The 18631-nt window shown below is 72.5% G+C and carries 16 protein-coding genes and 1 tRNA gene; 4 read left to right on the plus strand and 13 right to left on the minus strand.

Annotation, left to right across the window (positions count from 1 at the left end; translation table 11 throughout):
• Positions 1-25: 25 nt before the first annotated feature.
• The gene (locus N7925_RS04510) at positions 26-799 is read right to left on the minus strand and encodes a DNA-binding response regulator (RefSeq protein WP_265598195.1); all 774 of its coding nucleotides are present in this window, start codon (positions 797-799) and stop codon (positions 26-28) included.
• A gap of 241 nt (positions 800-1040) precedes the next feature.
• On the opposite strand from N7925_RS04510, the gene N7925_RS04515 reads away from it, so the two are divergent.
• On the plus strand, positions 1041-1481 hold the full coding sequence (locus N7925_RS04515) for a helix-turn-helix domain-containing protein (protein ID WP_265598196.1): 441 nt from the start codon (positions 1041-1043) through the stop codon (positions 1479-1481).
• On the plus strand, positions 1478-2044 hold the full coding sequence (locus tag N7925_RS04520) for a toxin (protein ID WP_265598197.1): 567 nt from the start codon (positions 1478-1480) through the stop codon (positions 2042-2044). Before N7925_RS04515 ends, N7925_RS04520 begins: the two co-directional genes overlap by 4 nt.
• Before the next feature lie 83 nt (positions 2045-2127).
• On the opposite strand, the gene N7925_RS04525 is transcribed toward N7925_RS04520, so the two are convergent.
• From N7925_RS04525 to N7925_RS04535, 3 genes are all read right to left on the minus strand, one after another.
• On the minus strand, positions 2128-5595 hold the full coding sequence (locus N7925_RS04525; RefSeq protein ID WP_443032337.1) for an aminotransferase class I/II-fold pyridoxal phosphate-dependent enzyme: 3468 nt from the start codon (positions 5593-5595) through the stop codon (positions 2128-2130).
• A 72-nt stretch (positions 5596-5667) separates the two neighbouring features.
• Positions 5668-6609 carry an NAD-dependent epimerase/dehydratase family protein gene (locus tag N7925_RS04530; protein WP_274343112.1) on the minus strand — a complete coding sequence of 314 codons (942 nt, stop codon included), beginning with the start codon at positions 6607-6609 and terminating at the stop codon, positions 5668-5670.
• Positions 6610-6692: 83 nt separating this feature from the next.
• On the minus strand, positions 6693-7343 hold the full coding sequence (locus tag N7925_RS04535) for a TetR/AcrR family transcriptional regulator (RefSeq protein ID WP_274343113.1): 651 nt from the start codon (positions 7341-7343) through the stop codon (positions 6693-6695).
• Between the two features lie 68 nt (positions 7344-7411).
• On the opposite strand from N7925_RS04535, the gene N7925_RS04540 reads away from it, so the two are divergent.
• On the plus strand, positions 7412-8122 hold the full coding sequence (locus N7925_RS04540) for an SGNH/GDSL hydrolase family protein (RefSeq protein WP_274343114.1): 711 nt from the start codon (positions 7412-7414) through the stop codon (positions 8120-8122).
• A gap of 131 nt (positions 8123-8253) precedes the next feature.
• On the opposite strand, the gene N7925_RS04545 is transcribed toward N7925_RS04540, so the two are convergent.
• Positions 8254-8338: transfer RNA gene (locus N7925_RS04545), tRNA-Leu, on the minus strand.
• Between the two features lie 164 nt (positions 8339-8502).
• On the opposite strand from N7925_RS04545, the gene N7925_RS04550 reads away from it, so the two are divergent.
• Entirely contained in the window at positions 8503-9804 is a 1302-nt protein-coding gene (locus N7925_RS04550) for a DUF2254 domain-containing protein (protein ID WP_265598202.1), read from the plus strand.
• Positions 9805-9869: 65 nt separating this feature from the next.
• Here the strand turns inward: N7925_RS04550 and N7925_RS04555 are convergent, their stop codons facing one another.
• From N7925_RS04555 to N7925_RS04590, 8 genes are all read right to left on the minus strand, one after another.
• A complete protein-coding gene (locus tag N7925_RS04555; RefSeq protein WP_274343115.1) occupies positions 9870-10958 on the minus strand; it encodes a sugar phosphate isomerase/epimerase family protein in 1089 nt (362 codons plus the stop codon).
• 67 nt (positions 10959-11025) lie between these two features.
• On the minus strand, positions 11026-12444 hold the full coding sequence (locus N7925_RS04560; protein WP_274343116.1) for an alkaline phosphatase family protein: 1419 nt from the start codon (positions 12442-12444) through the stop codon (positions 11026-11028).
• The gene (gene eboE / locus N7925_RS04565) at positions 12441-13616 is read right to left on the minus strand and encodes a metabolite traffic protein EboE (RefSeq protein ID WP_265598205.1); all 1176 of its coding nucleotides are present in this window, start codon (positions 13614-13616) and stop codon (positions 12441-12443) included. The genes N7925_RS04560 and eboE overlap by 4 nt, the downstream gene beginning before the upstream one ends.
• 7 nt (positions 13617-13623) lie before the next feature.
• On the minus strand, positions 13624-14472 hold the full coding sequence (locus tag N7925_RS04570; RefSeq protein WP_274343117.1) for a TatD family hydrolase: 849 nt from the start codon (positions 14470-14472) through the stop codon (positions 13624-13626).
• Positions 14472-15161, minus strand: a complete 690-nt coding sequence (locus N7925_RS04575; RefSeq protein WP_274343118.1) for an EboA domain-containing protein — start codon at positions 15159-15161, stop codon at positions 14472-14474. The genes N7925_RS04570 and N7925_RS04575 overlap by 1 nt, the downstream gene beginning before the upstream one ends.
• On the minus strand, positions 15155-16027 hold the full coding sequence (locus tag N7925_RS04580) for a sugar phosphate isomerase/epimerase family protein (protein ID WP_274343119.1): 873 nt from the start codon (positions 16025-16027) through the stop codon (positions 15155-15157). The genes N7925_RS04575 and N7925_RS04580 overlap by 7 nt, the downstream gene beginning before the upstream one ends.
• A complete protein-coding gene (locus N7925_RS04585) occupies positions 16024-17397 on the minus strand; it encodes an SCO3242 family prenyltransferase (RefSeq protein ID WP_274343120.1) in 1374 nt (457 codons plus the stop codon). The genes N7925_RS04580 and N7925_RS04585 overlap by 4 nt, the downstream gene beginning before the upstream one ends.
• A complete protein-coding gene (locus N7925_RS04590) occupies positions 17394-18596 on the minus strand; it encodes an inositol-3-phosphate synthase (protein ID WP_265598209.1) in 1203 nt (400 codons plus the stop codon). The genes N7925_RS04585 and N7925_RS04590 overlap by 4 nt, the downstream gene beginning before the upstream one ends.
• Between the last annotated feature and the right edge of the window lie 35 nt (positions 18597-18631).

Raw genomic sequence — 18631 nt, forward strand, 5'->3', positions numbered from 1 at the left:
CGGTCCGGTAGGGGGTACGGCCCGATCACGCGGGCAGCAGGCCGAGCTGCACCGCGCGAGCCCCTGCCTGGAACCGGGAGATGGCGTCGAGGTCGCGCAGTATCTCCGCGACGTACCGCCGGTAGGTGCGCAGCGACACGTTGATCTCGTGTGCGGCCGCCTCGTCCGTGTGCCCCGCGCGCAGGCGCTCCAGGATCTTGCGGACGAGTTCCACGCGCAGGCGCGGGTTGAGCCGCATGTGGTCCGCGAGCTTGCGCGCCACGCCCCAGGCGCCGGCGAAGAGCAGTTCCAGGGCACGGACCGTGGCCATGTCGTTCACGACGGCAAACTGCTCGCCGGTTCCCGGGCGGTTCGCCGGTACCAGCGCCGCCACGCTGTCGACGACGAGGATCGCGCGCAGTTCGCTGTCGGACACCCGCACCTCGGTCTGCGTCTTCGGGAGTTCGCCCAGTCGCCCGGCCGCTGCCGCGGCGACCTCGGCCGTGCACAGCACCCGTACGGTCGCCCGGCCGGGGTTCTCGCTCAGGACCCGCAGGACCGACTCGGTGAACGCGCCGGGGCCGGTGAGCGTGACCGCTACGGCGTGGTGCCCCCGGACGATCAACTGCTGCATGGACTCGTCCATCTGGGCGACGCTGTTGCGTGCGACCACCGAGTCGCTCACCAGGCGCCGACGGTGCATCAGGACCGTCGATTCGATCAGGGACCTGGCCTGGAGCAGTGCCTGCTCCAGCTGGACGGCCTGTTCGCCGGCCGCCCGGCCCTCCGTCGCGTGCAGGTCCGGTCGGTCGATTGCCACTACCACTGTGCGTGCCCCCTGTTGCGCTGCCGACGAGTGCTCTCCCGCTCGGCTCATCCCACGACGGCCCCCCTGGCCGACCTGGTTGGCTGTCAGCTCCGCTTCCCACCTGCGAAGTTAGCTGACAGCTACTCGCGTGGCCCACATTGGCGGAATCCCGTCGGATTGTCAACTGAGAGCTAATCTGCAAAACTGGCGAGTAACTGTGAGCTACACAGAGGGGGAAGAAAGGAGATTCGCAGTGTCCAAAACAGACAACCGTCCCGTTCTGGCAGTGCGTCTGGACGACCTCTTCAAGACGGTCCGTCCCCAGAACAAGAACTGGACGAACGCCGAAGTCGCCGAGGAACTGAAGCGGGCCAGCCCCGAACTCAAGGTCGGCGGCGTGTACTTGTCACAGCTGCGGACGGGCGCGCGTTCCAACCCCTCACCCGACCTCCTTGCCGCCCTGTCCCGGTTCTTCGGCGTCTCCGTCGCGTACTTCTTCGACGACACGGTCGCCGAATCCGTGCTCACCGAGGTCGCCGCCATCGAAGCACTGCGGCAGGCCGGAGTCCGCTCCGTGGCCATGCGAGCCGCCGGGATGGAGAAGGAGAGCCTCCAGGCCGTCATGGCCGTCATGGACCAGTACCGCAGGATGCAGGGCCTGCCGCCGGTCACCGACCTCTCGGAGGCCGAGTGAGGGCCTCGGGGAAGGGGCGTGCCGCCGGGAAGAACCGGCGCAGCCAGCTCAAGAGACTCCGCAAGGACGGCGCACGGCGCATAGCCGAGCTCGACCTGCCGGAGGGTGTGGGTGTGGCCGACCTCTGCCGCTACCTCGGCGGACTCCGCAACCGTCCCATCACCCTGGTCCCCCTGCAGATGCCCACCTCCCATCCGTGCGGCATGTGGGTGGCCGCGTGCGACGAGGACCTGATCTTCTACGACGCCAATACCAACAGCGCGCATCAGGAGCACATCATCTTGCATGAGCTGGGGCACATCATCTGCTGCCATCGAGGGGCGGGCTGGCTGGACGAGGCGAGCGCCCGCTCGCTCTTCCCCAACGTCGACCCCGCTCTCGTACGGGACATGCTCCAGCGCACCACCTACGACGACATCCAGGAACAGGAAGCGGAAGTCATCGCCTACCTCCTCTCCGAGCGGATGGGCAGTGCCGGGGAGGACCAGGGCCCGGCCGCCGCCGACAGCGGGTCCCCCGGGGAGTCCGCCGCCCTCCTGCGCGTCGAACGCACCCTGTTCTGAGGCGCGCCGGGCCGGGAGCGGCTCGCGCCGCCCTCCCGGCGACCACTTCCTCGCGGCCCCCGTTCAGCGCGTCCCCGGTGCCTTCAGCCCCGGGTGGACGCCACCTCCTCGGCCAGGATCCCCACGGCTCGCCGGATGTCGTCCGCACGGTGTTCGCCGGTGACGAAGAACCTCAGTCTCGCCTGCCCCTCCTCCACCGCGGGGTGGAAGATCGCATCGGCGATGACTCCCCTCGCGAACAGCCGGTCGGCGACCCGCAGCGTCCTGGCCGAATCCCCCAGGACACAGGGCACGATCGGCGTGTGCCCGCTGGTCCCCGTCGCCAGACCGGCCGACACGGCCAGGCCGCGGAAGAGCTCGGCGTTGCGCCTCAGGGCACGCACCCGCCCGGGCTCCGCGACGATCAGCTCGGTCGCCGCCAGCGCCGCCGCCGCATTGGCCGGACTCAGCCCGACGCTGTAGACGAAGCCGGGCAGCGTGTGCCGCAGCCAGCGCACCGTCCGGGCCGACCCCCCGAGGTATCCGCCGCAGCTGGCGAAGGCCTTGGAAAGGGTGCCCATCCACAGGTCGACACCGGAGCGGTCGACACCGAAGAACTCACCCACGCCACGGCCGTACTCCCCCACCGTGCCGATGCTGTGCGCCTCGTCGACCATCAGCAGGGCGCCGAAACGCTTCTTGAGTTCCATGACGGCGGGCAGGTCGACCAGGTCACCGTCCATGCTGTAGGCGCCCTCGACCACGATGAGCACCCGCCTGAACCGGGACCGGTTGACCTGGAGCAGGTGCTCCAGCTCGCCCATGTCGTTGTGCGCGAACGGACGCCGTGCCGCCCCCGACAGCGCGCAGCCCTGGAGGATGCTGTTGTGGGCGAGCGCGTCGTGGATCACCAGGTCCCCCGCGCCCAGGAGGTGGCCCAGCGCCGTCACGTTGGTGGCATAGCCGCTCACCAGGGCGAGGCAGTCCTCCACACCGAGGAATCCGGCCAGCGCCCGCTCCAGTCGTACCGTCAGATCCCGTTCCCCGGAGAGCACTCGGCTCGCGGAGACCGAGGTCCCGTACCGGTCGACCGCCTGCTGCGCGGCCTCGCTGACCGCCGGATGACCCGACAGGCCCAGGTAGTTGTAACTCCCGAAGGACAGGAACTCACGGCCCCCGACCACGGTCCGGTCCAGGATGTTTCCCTCGTGGACCCGGAAGTACGGGAAGTCCGCGCCGCTGCTGAGGATCGCTTCCGCCTGCTCCTCGAACCGGGCCACCTCCGGGAAGTCGTCGACGCACGCGGTCGCGGCGCTCCAGCCCTCCGCCTCCTCGGGCGGGAGCGGCTCCGCCGCCACGGCTCCCCCCTCCGCTCCCGGCCGCCAGGACGGCGGCTCCCCGGGACCGGTGAGCGGTATGCGGTACGCACCGACCAGCGTGGTCAGCCGCTCGATCGTCAGGCCGGACGCGTAGATCTCGTCGGTGGAGAAGCCCGGGACCCTCTTGGCGATGCCGGCCTCCAGCTCCTGGAGCATCAGCGAGTCGAAACCGAGATCGTTCGTCAGCACCATCGGTCCCCCGAGGTCGAGGAGGGGGACGACGCTCGTGCGCGACACCTCCTCGAACACGACGGACGCCGCGGCCCGGCCGTCGGCCGGCACGTCCGCGGACGTGGCCGCGGGGGCCGGTGCGTGCGCGGCTGCCGTCCCGGGCCGGCCGGCCGGCTCCGGCGCGTCCCCGATGTCACGGGCCGACAGGTCCACCACCCAGTGGTGGCGGGGCGCGAGAGGACTCGGCGGCAACGTGCACGGGCGTACCGCCTCCGTCATCGGACGGAGCCCCCGACCGGTGACCGCCCGCACCGCGAGGTCGGCCAGCACGCTCGCGCGCTCCCGTTCCGGCAGCGAACCCGGGGCCGGGACGGCGACCCCGGGAAGCGGCTCGCCGGGAGGCACCGTACCGGCCGCCTGGCCGGTGCCGAGCTCTCCGGTACGGCCCGCGTCCAGGGCCGCGGCCGCCGAGACCAGCCGGTCCACGGCGGTCGCGGTGTCCTCCACCACCAGGGCCAGGCGCTCCGCGAGGGGGGCCCGCCGGGCCAGGGTGTCCGCCACCCGGGCCGGCGGCAGCCCGTCAGCGACGATGGTGTGCGCCACTTCGCGGGCGTAGCGGGCCAGTCCGGCCCGGTCGCGGGCGCTGAGCACCAGCAGATGGCTCTCCTTCTCCGGCGCCTGGCTCTCCACCACCGGTGCGGGGCTCTCCTCCACCACCAGGTGGACGCCCGTCCCGCCGAAGCCGAAGGCGCTCACCCCCGCCCGGCGCGGCCGCTCCGTGCCGGGCCACGCGGTCGCCGCCGTCGGAACGGTCAGGCCGGCGTCCCCGAGCGCGGAAGGTTCCGCCAGCTCGAACCGCGGCTGCGGAGGTATCACTCCCCGGTGGACCGCCAGGACGGTCTTGATGAGTCCGGCCATCCCCGCGGCGGCGAGCGAGTGCCCCAGCACCGCTTTCACCGCTCCGAGGAAGGCCGGGGCACTTCCCTCACCGCGCAGTTCCCGCAGGGCACCCGTCTCGACGGGGTCACCGACCCCCGTCCCGGTCCCGTGCGCCTCCAGATATCCGACGGAGTCGGGGGCCAGGTCCGCGTCGCGGTAGGCCCGGCGCAGCGCGCGCAGTTGACCGGCCGCCTGCGGATGCATGCCTCCCCGGACGGCCCCGTCGTTGGCCGTTCCCACGCCGCGGATCACCGCGTACACCCGGTCCCCGGCCGCCTGCGCGTCGGACAGCGGACGCAGGACCAGGACGCCGGCCCCCTCGCCCAGCACGAACCCGTCGGCCTCCGCGCCGAACGGCAGGCACCTGCCGCTGCGCGAGACCGCGCCGATGCGGCTCAGGCCCACCAGCAGATCGGGGGCGAGAATCAGCTGCGCGCCACCGGCCAGCGCGATGCGGCTGCGGCCCGCGCGCAGCCCGTACACGGCGTTGGCCACGGCCATGAGGCCACCGGAGCACGCCGAGTCGAGCGCATAGCTCTCGCCGTGCAGGCCGAAGACCGAACTGATGCTGTTCGGACCCATGTTGAGCAGGAGCCCGACCACGGACGAGCCGTGCAGCTCGTCCACGGCCCTGACCGTGTCCGGCCACCCCGGGCCGGCCGGCCGGGCCCCGAACTCGCCGCCGGCCAGCTGGCGCATCCGGATGCGCATCGTGCTGAGCTCGCGGTATCCGGACTCGGTGAGCGCGGTGATTACCGAGGTCTCCTCACGGTCGAAGCCCTCGGCCTCCCACCCCGCGTCCTGGATCGCCTCGCGCGCCAGGTCGATCAGCAGTCGGTGCTGAGGATCCAGCGACCTGGCCCGCCGCGGCGGAACGCCGTAGTGCTCCGCGTCGAAGTGGCCCACGTCCCGCAGCAGCGCCATCGTGTCCGTGTAGACCGAGGACGCGTCACGGACGTCGTCGCTGAGAAGGCCGGCCCTGCGCCATCGCGCGTCCGGGACCGCGCTGAACTGTGCCCGCGGTTCCATGAGGAGCCGCCAGTACTGATTGACGTTCTGCGCCCCTGGAAACCGGCACGCCATCCCCACGATCGCGATGTCGTCCCGCTCTGCCCCCGCCGAACCCACTATGCAGCCCTTTCGCTGTCGCGGTCTTCACCCCTTGCCGGCCAGACGCTCGGCCCACCACGCCGCCACCACGTCGACCTGCTCGGCCACCGGGGTGGCCCGCACGTGGAACCCGGCCTCGTAGGCGCTGGAGTCGACGACGAACGGCCGGTCGAACTGGTAGCGGATTTCCTTGAGTTCACGCATCAGCGGGGAGACCAGCGCCAGCGCGTCCAGCAGCACGGGCGGCAGCCCGCGCACGGCGACCGGTCCGGTTCCCGACGCGGCGGCGAGGAGCGCGACCATGCCACGCACCGACAGCGCGGGCGCCGTCGGGACGTGCCAGGCCCGTCCCCAGGCCCTCTCTTCACCCGCCACCTCCACGAGAGCCCGCGCCACATCGGGCACATAGCTCCAGCTGTGCGGAGCGTCCGGGTCCCCGAGCGTGGAGACCGGTTTCCCGCGCAGCAGACGCGGCACGACGCGCCCGGCCAGGTGTCCGCCGCTCGTCACGCCCGGCCCGAAGAAGTCCGATGCCCGCACCTCGACCGCTCTGATACGCCCCTGGCGGTGCCGCTCCGCCACCTCTTCCCAGCCCGCGGCGCGCGCCCGGCCCTTGGGCCCGGTCGCCGCGAGCGGCAGCGACTCGTCCATCGGAGCCCGCACCGGCCCGTAGCCGTAGAGGTTGCCCAGCAGCACCAAGACCGCTCCGGACGCCTCTGCGGCCGTACACGCCGACGTGACCAGGGGTGGCCATTCCTTCACCCAGCGGTGATAGGGGGGAGCCGCACATTGGAAGATCGCCTCGGCGCCCTGCACCACCTCGGTGAGCCGCCCGGCGTCCGCCGCGTCCAGCGCGACATGCTCGACACCCGGCTCGGCGCGGCGCCCCGAGCGCGTCACCACGCGTACCGAATGGCCCTCCGCGGCCAGCAGTCGAGCTGTTTCCGCACCGGCAGGCCCGTACCCGACCACCACATAGGAACTCACATCCGAACACTAACGCGATCAAAGCCGCATCTGCCGAAGATCCGACAAGTGGGAGGTGGCTCCGCTTCAGCGGCGGCTCCGCCTCAGGAGATCCTTCGGTCGAGCCCCTCCGTGACCGACCGGACCGCCGCGTCGGGCGAGTCGCCGGCCGCGATCGCGAAGTCCCGGGTCATGGCCGCCAGGACCTCGTCCGGTCCGTGAGCGCCGATGAGGTATCCGGCGTGAGCGAGTTGGGCCAGTCCGTGCATCTGGCAGAAGAGCTGACGCACGAGGAGGTCGGGGTCCGCGTCCGGATGGAAGCGCCCGGCGGCGATACAGCGCCGGATGGCGTCCCGCGGGTGGCGCAGGACGTCCACGCCCATCGCACGGTCCTCGTCCGTGAGCGTGAAGCCGACCAGGGTGGCCCCGCCGAACAGGACGGCGTAGACGTCGAGTTCGACACGGGCGAACGCCTGGTAGACGCCGCAGAGTTCGGCGAGCTCCGCCACCGGGTCCTCGCTCCGGGGCACGGCCTCCACCCGCACCAGGAAGCGGGCGAAGCCTTCACGCGTCAGGGCGCGCACCAACTCGGGCATCGAGCCGAAGTGCGTGTAGACCGCCATGGTCGAGGTCTCGGCCTCCTTGGCCAGGCGGCGGGCGCTCAGGGCGGCGGGACCTCCCTCGGACAGAATCCGGGCCGCCTCGCTCAGGAGACGGCGGCGCACCTCGGACGGATCTCTCTTGAGGGTTGACACCAGCCCATCGTAACGCTGTTATGAACCGGACGTATAACGGCGTTATGAGCCAGAGGAGTGTGTGGGGAATGTTCGAGCTGCCACCGCGAAAGGGACCGCTGCGCCTGTCCGAGGCCGACGGTGACATCCACGGGGTCACCGAAGGGCACGGGCCTCCCCTGCGCCTGGCCGTCCTCGGTGACTCCGCGGCCGCGGGAGTCGGCGCCCTCAGTCACCGGGAGGCGCTCGCCGGGCAACTCGCTCCCGCGCTGACGGCCCTGACCGGTCAGGGCGTGTCCTGGCGGGTGACCGCGAGATCCGGGGCCACGGTGGAGTCGGTCCGCCGCGGTCTGGTGCCGCAGCTGACCGACCCGCTGACGTGCTGGACGCCGGACCTCGTGCTGGTGGCGGTGGGCATCGCCGACGCACGGCAACTGCGCGGCCCCGTCGCCTTCCGGCGCGACGTCGGGCGCCTCGTACGCGACATCCGCCTGCGCCTGGGCCACGAGGTGCCCGTCGTGTTCGCCGGACTGCCCACCCTCGACCGCGTCGAGTCGGTGGAGCCCAGGGCCGACCGGCTGGTCAAGGGCTATCTCTGGCTCCTCGACCGGCAGTTGAGAGCTGTGGCGGCCCGGAACGCCGCAACCTTCCACCTGCCGGCGGGATGGCCGCCCCGGATATCCGCGGAATGGCTGGCGGCGGACCGCTTCAACCTCTCACCGCAGGGCTACCGCGCCTGGGGCCGGACACTGGCCGCGGGCATCGCCCCGCTGGCGGAACAGACGGCCGTCGGCTCCTGAGCGGAACCCTCGACCTGCCGCACGCTCCGGTCGAAGGGGTCGCCATGCTCGTCGTCACCCACGAAGGCGCACAAAAAAAGCGGGCTGTGACCCTGAAGTCACAGCCCGCACCCACCTGGTGGGTCATCGCGTGTCCGAGGGGGGACTTGAACCCCCACGCCCGATAAAGGGCACTAGCACCTCAAGCTAGCGCGTCTGCCATTCCGCCACCCGGACAAGGTGTCTGTCGTTCGCGGTGTGTTCCCCGCGGCGACATGGAAAACAATACCAGGGGTTCGGCCAGGGCTTCACCCGCATATCCGGTGGTCAGTGCGGTGCGGCGTGCCGGTGGGAGCTCGGCCTCCCCGGTCCTCGGGGGTCGCGGGGCTACCTTCGCGTCCATGACTGATCGCGGCTACCGCCGGCCCCGTCCGCTGTCCCCTCTGCGTGAGCATCTGCGCGACACGTTCTGGTCCGCCCCGATCATGGGGTTCGTCTGCGTGTTCGTGCTGTGGTTGGTCGCCACCGAACTGGACGACGCGATCGTCGCGCTGCTCCAGCGGGAGGAGGCGTACGACGAGCTGGGCGAGCTGATGGCGTTCTCCCAGGACGCGAAGACGATCGTCGCCACGATCAGTTCGGCGATGATGACCTTCATCGGCGTCGTGTTCAGCATCTCGCTGGTCGCGGTGCAGATGGCGAGCGGCCAGCTGACGCCCCGGGTGGTGCGGATCTTCGTCAGGAGCCGGATCAGCAAGCTCACGCTGACGGTGTTCCTGGCGACGTTCCTCTTCTCACTGCTGGTGCTCTCCTCGTACGAGAGCGAGAGCGATCCCCGCCGGGTGGTCTCGGTCCCGCTGGTGCAGAGCCTGCTCATCCTGGTGATGCTCGGGCTGAGTCTGCTGCTCTTCGTCGTCTACGTGAGCGCGACGCTGCGGCTGATGCAGGTGGGGCCGGTCGTGGACAGGATCGCGCGCGACTCGTTCCGGGTGCTGGGCCGGATGCCGAGCGGGCCGCGGGGCGAGGACGAGCCGGGGCCCGAGACCGCGCGGGTGCTGCACGAGGGGCGGGCCGGGGTGCTGCGGGACGTGAACACGGCGCGGCTGGTCCGGGCCGCGCGGCGGCAGGACGTCGTGCTGCGGCTCATTCCGCGCATCGGGGACTTCGTGGTGCCGGGGACGCCGGTGCTCGCCGTCCACGGCGGGTCCGTGCCGCCGCGCCGGCTGCGGTACGCGGTCTCCGTCTCGGTGGAGCGGACCCTGCACCAGGATCTGGCGTTCGGGCTGCGTCAGCTCGCCGACATCGCGCTGCGGGCCCTGTCGACGTCGGTGAACGATCCGACCACCGCCGTGCAGTGCCTGGACCGGATCGTGCAGTTCCTCGCGGCCGTGGCGCACCTGCCGCTCGGGGCCGTCCACCACCGGGACCGGGACGGGCGGGTACGCCTGGTGCAGGACGGTCCGGAGTGGGACGACCTGGTCGACCTCGCCTTCGAGGAGATCCGGTGGTGTGTCTCCGGCAGTCCCCAGGTGACGCGCCGGCTCATGGCTGGGCTGGACGACCTGCTGCTGCTCGTCCCGGAGGACCGGAAGAAGTCGCTGGTCAGGCATCGTGCGCTGCTCGTCCAGACCGTGGAGCGCACGGTGGCGGTGGCCGCCGACCGGGAGTTCGCCCTGCTTCCGGACCGGCAGGGCATCGGGTAGGGCCGGACCGTGGTGAGCGGTCCGCCCTGACCGCCGGGGGACTCCGGCGGTCAGGGCTTCACGCATCAGTCGGCGCAGCGGCCCTCGCGCAGGGAGTGCAGGTGCTCGCTCGACTTGCGGGCGAACGCGAGCGACTCGACCGGGTTGTCGTGCTCCGCCTGCCAGTGGTGGTAGGTCCGGCCGCGGTGGGTGCGCTTGGTGACCTTGGACAGGAAGGTCTTGTAGTCGATGTCCCCGTCGCCCACGTCCGACATGCGGTAGCCGTCGCGGGTCGTCTCGTCGCGGACCCCGTCCTTGACGTGGAAGAGCGGGTAGCGGTCCGGGTGCTTCAGGACGTACTTCAGCGGGTCGAGGGGGGCCGGGCTGCCGTCCGCGCGCTTGCTGAAGCGGAACTGGGCGCAGTAGGCCCAGTAGATGTCCAGCTCCAGGTAGACGAGGTCCGGGTCGGTCTCGGCGAGCAGGACGTCGTAGAGGCGCACGTTCGGCTTGTCGGTCGCGAAGGAGAATTCCTCGGCGTGGTTGTGCTGGTAGAACTTCATGCCGCGCTTGCGGGCGGCCGCCCCGTACGTGTTGAACTCCTCCGCGGCCCGCTTCCAGCCGTCGACCGTGGAGCCGTAGCGGAACGGGCCCGAGGCCGTGCCGATGTGCTTGAGGCCGAGCGCCTGGGCGTCGTCGAGGACCTTGTCCAGGTTCTGGGCGAAGGTGTACGCGCCGGGGTTGTTGTCGTCGTAGTAGCCGACGTGGCTGCCGATCGGGTTGAGTCCGTGGTCCCGGGCCAGCCGCTTGAGCTGGGCCAGGGTGATGGGACCGGCCGAGCCCTGGGTGTACCCCGCCAGTTCGATCTCGTCGTAGCCGTACTTCTCCAGTTCGGCGAAGACCGGCGCGAAGCCGAGTGTGGAGATCTGGTCGCGGAGGCTGTAGAGCTGGATGCCGAGGCGGCCGGGCGGCAGGACGGGCTTGCCCTTGCCGCGGCCGTGCCCGTGGTCATGTCCGTGACCGTGGCCGTTGCCGTGTCCCTGGCCTCGGTCGCGGCTGTCGGCCTGGGCGCTCGCCGTGCCGATGATGGTGGCGGCAGTGGCTCCGGCGGCGACACCGAGGATGTTGCGGCGGCTCAGTCTGCGGGCGAGTTCGGTGTCCTTGGAGGTGCGGCTCATGTTCGGGTGTCTCCCTTGCTGACCTGACGGGGTGAGTGGTGCGGTGCCGGGCGCGTGACGGGGAATGTCAGTGCAGTCCGGCAAGCTGGAGGAGCAGGGACTTCACTTCGGTGGCCCTGACCCGGTCGGTGAACGCGTGGGGGGTGGAGCAGAGGATGAGCGGACCTTCGTCGTCGCTCTCGGGGAGGCGGCCGTGGCTGCCGCGAATAGGTGAGGGGTCCAGGGGGACGACCGCCATGCGGTAGCGCATGCCGAGCTTCTTGCGGGCGACCGCCGAGACGGCCTTGACCCGGACGTAGGGGTCCTGGGGGTCCATGAAGAGCTCGACGGGGTCGTAGCCGGGTTTGCGGTGGATCTCGACGAGCTGGGCGAAGTCGGGGGCGCGGGCGTCGTCGAGCCAGTAGTAGTACGTGAACCAGGCGTCCTTCTCCGCGACGGCGACCAGTTCGCCGGAGCGGGGGTGGTCCAGGTGGTGCGCCTTCTTGCCCTCGTCGTCGAGGAGCTGCTCGATGCCCGGCAGGTCCGCCAGGGCCGCCCGGGTCGCTTCCAGGTCCTCGGGGCGGCGTACGTAGATGTGGGCGAGCTGGTGGTCGGCGACGGCGAAGGCCCGGGAGGTCATCGGGTCCAGGTATTCCATGCCGTCCTGGGTGTGGACCTCCAGGAGTCCCGCCCGGCGCAGGGCGCGGTTGATGTCGACCGGGCGGTCGACGCGGGTGATGCCGTATTCGGAGAGCGCGACGACGGTACGCCCCTCGGCGCGGGCGTCGGCCAGGAGCGGGGCGATGGCCCGGTCGAGATCGGTGGCGGCCCGGTGGGAGCGGGGGTCGTCGGGGCCGTAGCGCTGGAGGTCGTAGTCGAGGTGGGGCAGGTAGCAGAGGGCGAGGTCGGGGGCGCGGGTGGCGATGATGTGCCGGGTGGCGTCGATGATCCACTGGGAGGAGACGAGGTCGGCGCCGGGGCCCCAGAAGTGGAAGAGGGGGAAGGTGCCGAGTCTGTCGGTGAGTTCGTCGTGCAGGGCGGGGGGCCGGGTGTAGCAGTCGGGTTCCTTGCGGCCGTCGGCGTAGTAGACGGGGCGCGGGGTGACCGTCCAGTCGGTGTCGGCGCCCATCGCGTACCACCAGCAGATGTTGGCGACGGTGTAGCCGGGGTGGGCGCGGCGGGCCGCGTCCCACAGCTTGTCGCCCTCGACGAGCCCGTTGTGCTGGCGCCACAGCAGGACGTCGCCGAGCTCGCGGAAGTACCAGCCGTTGGCGACGATGCCGTGTTCGGCGGGCATCGTGCCGGTGAGGAAGGTCGACTGGGCGGCGCAGGTGACGGCCGGCAGAACGGTGGAGAGGGATGCCTTCGCGCCCTGCTCCCCCATGGCCCGGAGGTTCGGCATGTGGGCCAGGAGCTGCGGGGTGAGGCCGACGACGTCGAGGACCAGGAGGGGGGTGGGGCCGCCGGTCTCCTGTGCGGTTTCCGTGCCGGGTTCGGGAGCGCTCATGGCAGTTCCTTGAGGCCGAGGTCGACCAGGAGGTCGCGGGCGAGGGTGAGTTCGGCGGCGATGCCGTCGGCGAGCTGGGTGCGGGTGCGGGGGCGCAGTTCGGCGGGCAGCGCCTGCCAGGTGTACGTCTCCACCTCCAGGTGCCGGGTCAGGGGCACGGGTCCGCCGACGAGCCGGGCGAGCGTGTCGCGGAGCACGGGCAGCGTCGAGGTCAGCGGGGGCGCCGGGGGTGCGTGGAGCGGTACGTGGAAGTGGGCGCGCCAGGGGGTGCTGTCCGGGAGCGCCCGGCCGGTGACGGCTTCGTCCAGGTCGTCGGTGCCGCGCAGTCCGGCGGCCGTGCGGGTACGGGTCTGGTGAAGGAAGCGGGGTTCGGCGAACGCGGCGAGCGCGGTGCGGACCTCGGGCAGGTGGGGGTGGTCGGCGTGCAGGGCGGCGGAGAGCTGGGACTTGACGACGCGGATGCCGGCGGCGGCCAGGGCGTCGAGTGCGGTGCCGGGGTCCTCGAAGGAGGTGGCGAGGTGGCAGGTGTCGACGCAGATGCCGATCCGGTCGTGGGCCACGTCGGTGAGCGGGGCGATGGCGTCGGCGGTCGTCTCGACCGTGCAGCCCGGTTCCGGTTCGAGGCCGACGCGGATGGACTTGCCGGTCATCTCGGCCAGGACGTCGAGGCGCTGGGCGAGTGTGGTGAGGGCTGCGCGTGCGGTGCGGGCCGCCTCGGGGTCGCCGTCGTAGGGGGTGCGCCAGGCGAGCGGCAGGGTGGAGATGGTGCCTTCGGTGGCGTCGTCCGGGAGGAGGGCGGCCAGGAGGCGGGCCAGGTCGGTGGTGTGGGCCAGGCGGTCGGGTTCCGTCCAGTCCGGCCGGTAGACCCGGTACTTGACCTCGTCGGCGCCGAACCCTTCGTAGGGGAAGCCGTTGAGGGTGACCACTTCCAGGCCGCGGCTGTCGAGTTCGGCGCGCAGGGCGCGGAGTTCGGCGGGGTCGTTGATCAGGGCGCGGGCCGCGTCGCGGGCGAGCCAGAGTCCGATGCCGAGCCGGTCCCGGCCGAGTCGGCGGCGGACGGGTTCGCAGTGGTCGCGGAGCTGGGCGCGGACGCCGTCCAGGGTTTCGGCGGGGTGGACGTTGGTGCAGTAGGCGAGGTGGACCGTCGAGCCGTCCGGGTGGCGGAAGCGCATGGCCGCCTCACTCCCCGCCGCGCAGGATGGAGTTGCCCTCGTGCAGTGGGTCGGGGGCCGGGACGTCCAGCTGGAGGCGGCCGCTCTGGCCGTAGAAGGCGACCGGGTTGCGCCACAGCACCTGGTCGACGTCGTCCTCGGTGAAGCCGGCCTTCAGCATGGCGTCGGCGACCTTGCGGGTCTTGAGGGGGTCGCTCTTTCCCCAGTCGGCGGCCGAGTTGACGATCATCTTCTCGGTGCCGTGGTTCCGGAGGATGGCGACCATCCGGTCCTCGTCCATCTTGGTGTCCGGGTAGATGGAGAATCCGGCCCAGCAGCCGCTGTCGGTGGCGGCCTTTACCGTTGTCTCATTGAGGTGATCGAGCAGGACGTGCTCCGGGGGGAGGTTCGATTCGCGGATGACGTCGATGGTGCGGTGCAGACCGGCGAGCTTGTCGCGGTGCGGGGTGTGGACGAGGGCGGGCAGCCCGTGGTCGGCGGCGAGCTGGAGCTGGGCGGCCAGGGCGTGGTCCTCGGCCGGGGTCATGGAGTCGTAGCCGATCTCGCCGACGGCGACTACCCCGTCCTTCACGAGGTAGCGGGGCAGCGCGTCCAGGACGGGGGTACAGCGGGGGTCGTTCGCCTCCTTGGGGTTGAGGGCGAGCGTGCAGTGGTGCGCGATGCCGTACTGGGAGGCGCGGAAGGGCTCCCAGCCGAGGAGCGCGTCGAAGTAGTCGAAGAAGCTGGCGGGCGAGGTGCGGGGCTGGCCGAGCCAGAAGGAGGGTTCGACGAGCGCGCGGACCCCCGCGTCGTACATCGCCTGATAGTCGTCGGTGGTGCGGGAGGTCATGTGGATGTGGGGGTCGAAGATGCGCATCAGGACTCCTCCGTGGGGGCGGGGGCTGCGGGAGCCGCGGTCGGCGGGGCCAGGTGGGCGCCCTCGTCGGCCGGGGCGGTGAGGTCGAGGACCGTGCGCAGGTCTTCGGGGACGGTGCGGCCCGCGGCGGTGCGTTCGGCGGCGAAGTCGCCGAGCATGCGGCCGAGTTCGGCGTCTCCCCGGGCCCGGTCGCCGAGCCGGGCGACGGCCGCGACCGGCACCTCGGTGAACAGGCACTTCAGTACGGCGTGCCGCCAGGCGTGGGTGTCCAGGTGGTCGGCGGCGTAGGGACCGACGGCCGCGGCGACCAGCCGGGTGTCGTTGGCGCGCAGGGCGTCCTCGACGAGCGGGAGCGCTGTGGAGCCGAGGTCGAGGCGGTGCAGGGTGAGCAGGACGGCGCGGCGTTCGGCGGCGGTGCCCTGTTCGTAGAGCCGGGTGACGGAGGGCAGCGTGGCGCGTGCCTCGATGAGCAGGAGGGAGCGTACGGAGTCGGCGTGCTCGAGGCCGCAGTGCCGGCCGGCGGCGGCGTAGCGCAGCTCCCAGGGCGGGGAGGTGTACGGGCCGGCCGCCTCCCGGCCGGGGGCGTCGGGCGTGGCCGCGTCGTGGGCGGCCTCGGCCAGGGCCTCGTCGAGCCAGGCCCGGGCGGCTCCGCCGAGTCGGGCGTCGAGTTCCTCGCGGGAGTTCAGCACGGGGCGCCTCCCCGGGGTGCGGTGCCGCGTGTCAGGGCGTCGCGCAGGAAGTCGATCGAGGTGCGGGCCAGCTCGGGGCCCGCGTGGGAGTGGCGGGGCAGTTCGACGACGGTGAGGCCCCGGTAGTCCGATGCGGCCAGGGCGGCGAGCACGGGCGGGAAGTCGATCTCCCCCTCGCCGAACGGCAGGTGTTCGTGGACTCCGCGCCGCATGTCCTCGATCTGGACGTGCCGGAGCCAGGGGGCGGACTCCACGACGCACTCCAGGGGCGTCGCTTCCTCCAGACACTGGCAGTGGCCGATGTCGAGGGTGAGGCCGAGCGGTCCCGGGTCTCCGAGCAGCCCGCGCAGGTGGTGGAAGTCGGCGAGGGTGGCGAGGAGGTGACCGGGTTCGGGCTCGATGGCGAGGGGGATGCCGGACCGGTCGGCGGCTTCGAGGACGGGGGCGAGCGCTTCGGTGAGCCGTTTCCACGCGGTGTCCACCGGGGTACCGGGCGGGGTGATACCGCTGAAGCAGTGGACGGCGTGCGCTCCGAGTTCGGTGGCCACGTCGACGGCTCGGACCAGCAGCGCCGTGCGGGCGGCCCGGGCGTCGGGGTCCGGGTCGAGGAGGGAGGGGCTGTGCTTGCGGCGCGGGTCGAGGACGTAGCGGGCGCCGGTCTCCACGGTGACCCGGAGCCCGAGGGAGGTGAGCCTGCGCTGGACCTGGCGGGTGCGCTCGGTGAGGTCCGGGGCCATGGGGTCCAGGTGCATGTGGTCGAGGGTCAGGCCGACGCCTTCGTAGCCGAGGTCGGCGAGGAGGCCGAGGGCGTCGTCGAGGCGGAGGTCGGTCAGCCCGTTGGTGCCGTATCCGAGGTGGAGGGTCATGTGGGGCTCACCTTCCGGGAGAGGCTGCGGGCGAGGGGGACGAGGCCCATGACGGCGAGAGCGGTGACGGGCGCCCCGGCGCGGGCGGCGAGCGCGGCCTGGAGCGGGATCATGGCCCGGATGCCTCCGCCGACCGCCCGCTGGGTCAGGGGCGGGGACGGGTTGAGCGCGGCGTGCAGGAGGGGTGGCCCGGCGGTACGGAGGTAGGCGCCGGTGAGCGCGACGACCAGGAGCCGGACGGGGTCGGTGACCTTTCCGAGCGGTCCTGTGTCGAGACGCCGCGCGAAGGCGACGGCGTAGGCCTTGACGTCGGCGTTCGCCTGGGTGTCGGCGTTCGCCTTGGCGTTCGCGGTGGTGCCGGCACTCGTCGCACCGGGCCGGTCGGGGACCTGTCCCCGGGACTCCCGCAGCACCGCCGCCGCGATGGCCGTCGTCGTGGCCAGCACCGCGAGCGGGGTGCCCGTGGAACCGCCCTGCGCCTCGTGGCGCGATACGGCGGTGACGCCGTAGGTGTGGGCCCCGAGCGCCAGGGCGGCGGGCAGGGCGGGCAGGCATGCGGCCGGACCGCCGTGCGGCCGGGCCGGGGCAGCCGCTCCGGCAACGTTGTCGGGCCGGCCTCCCCCGCCCGGCGTGCCGGGCCCGGTCACGGGCGCCGTCGCCTTGGGCGTCGCCGTCGCCGTGGCCGTCGCACCCAGCAGCAGGTCCAGTGAGCGGGCCGCCGCCATGGCCGCCGGACCCGCCTTCGTGTGCTTCAGGTGCAGGTCGTAGGCCCAGACCGTGGCGGCCAGGCCCGTGGCGACGGTCAGCGCGGGGCGGCCGGCCCGGGCCGCCAGGGCGAGGCCCGCCGCGGTCAGCGCGCCGGCCGCGCCCAGGGCCGCCGCGGGGCTGATCCGCCCCGAGGGGACCGGGCGGTGCGGGCGATCCACGGCGTCCTCGTCGCGGTCGGCCCAGTCGTTGAGGGCCATCCCGGCCTCGTACAGGCACAGGGACGCACCCATCGCCAGGACGGTGCCCCGGCCGGGCCGGCGGCCCACCGCCGCCGCGCCCGCCAGTGCGTCCCCGGGCACGGAGAACAGGGCGGAGACCCGCAGCAGTTCCGCCCAGGCCCGCAGGCGCTCCCGGGGCGCGCCCCGGTCGGCTGTCCGGTCGGACCGGGCCGGGCCGGCGTCCGCGCCCCGTTCCCCGTTCCGGCCCGCGGTGGGAGGTTCGGGCCTGTCCGGTGCGGGCGCAGTCCCGCCGGCACCGGACAGACGATCATCGGTCACGGCGGTCGTTCCCACACCGTGTGCGACACCGTTCGCCCGCCCGGCCGGGAGTACCGACAGGGCCGGGGCGAGAGCGGCCGTGAGGGCGTTCCGTCGCCACCTCACGCCTGGTCCCGCAGCCGCTCGGCGAAGGTGAGCAACGTGGCGTACTGCTCGGCGAGCGCCGCCGACGTGCCGCCGTCCGGGTCCTTGAAGTAGAAGCCGAGCTCCGGCAGGGGGCCGCTGATCCCCTTCTCGTGGGCGCGGGCGAGCAGCCGTGCCAGGTCCAGGACCAGCGGGGCCGCGAGTGCCGAGTCGCAGCCCTGCCAGATGGTCTGGAGGATCATGCGGGAGCCGAGGAAGCCGTCGAAGGCGATGTGGTCCCAGGCGGTCTTCCAGTCCCCCATCGCCGGTACGTCGTCGATGTGCACCTCGCCCTCGGGGGCGGCGCCGAAGGTGTCGGCGAGGACGCGTTCCTTTCCGGCGTTCTTGGCCGCGGCGGCCGCCGGATCGGCCAGCGCCGCTCCGTCGCCGCCGCCCAGGAGGTTCGATCCGGACCACGCCCGTACGGCGAGGGCGCGCTGGAGGAACATCGGGGCGAGTACGGAACGGAGCAGCGTCTGGCCGGTCTTGCCGTCGCGTCCGGCGTGGGGAAGTCCGCTGGAGGCGACGGTGTCGGTGAGCGCGGGGGTGCGCAGGCCGGTGGACGGGGTGAAGTTGGCGTAGGAGCAGCCGGCCCGCAGGGCGGCGGCCGCGTAGAGCGAGCTGGCGGGCAGCCGGGTGTCGTCGGGTCCTGGCGCGGGTTCGGTGGAGGCGACGTTGACGACGACGGTGCGGGCCAGGCCGTGGCGGTGGGCGAAGTCGGTGAGGTCGGCGGCGAACGCGGCGATGAGCTCCTGGTCGGTGCGGGTGTCACCGGGGTGCGGTCCGCCGGGGCGGATCTCCGCGTCGGCGGCGTCGAGTTCGGCGCGTACGGCGGAGGGCAGTCCGTGCGGCAGTACGCCGCCCTCCGCGAGGGCCTCGGCCCGCTTGGCGAGCGGGCAGTCGAGGGTGTCGTGGCCGCCGAAGACCAGGCTGGTCAGGGCGGGCAGGCCGCTGTCGGCGAAGGGGGGCGTCTCGGTGACCATGCCGGTCGGCGGGTGCAGGCCCGCGGCGATGGCGGCGCAGCCCGCGGTGGCGGTGGTCGCCACGGAGCCGCGTGCTCCGATGAACCAGACGCCGGTGCGGCCCGCGGCTCCGTCGGGGCCGGTGGCCTCCGAGGGGCTCGGGGCGTCGATGCGGCCTGGGGCGTCGGTTCGGCCTTGACGATCGGCGCGTGCGGTCACGGGCTGCCTCCCTGGGGGGATGTCGGGGGTGGAGG

The sequence above is a fragment of the Streptomyces sp. CA-278952 genome, from assembly GCF_028747205.1.
Lineage (GTDB): Bacteria > Actinomycetota > Actinomycetes > Streptomycetales > Streptomycetaceae > Streptomyces.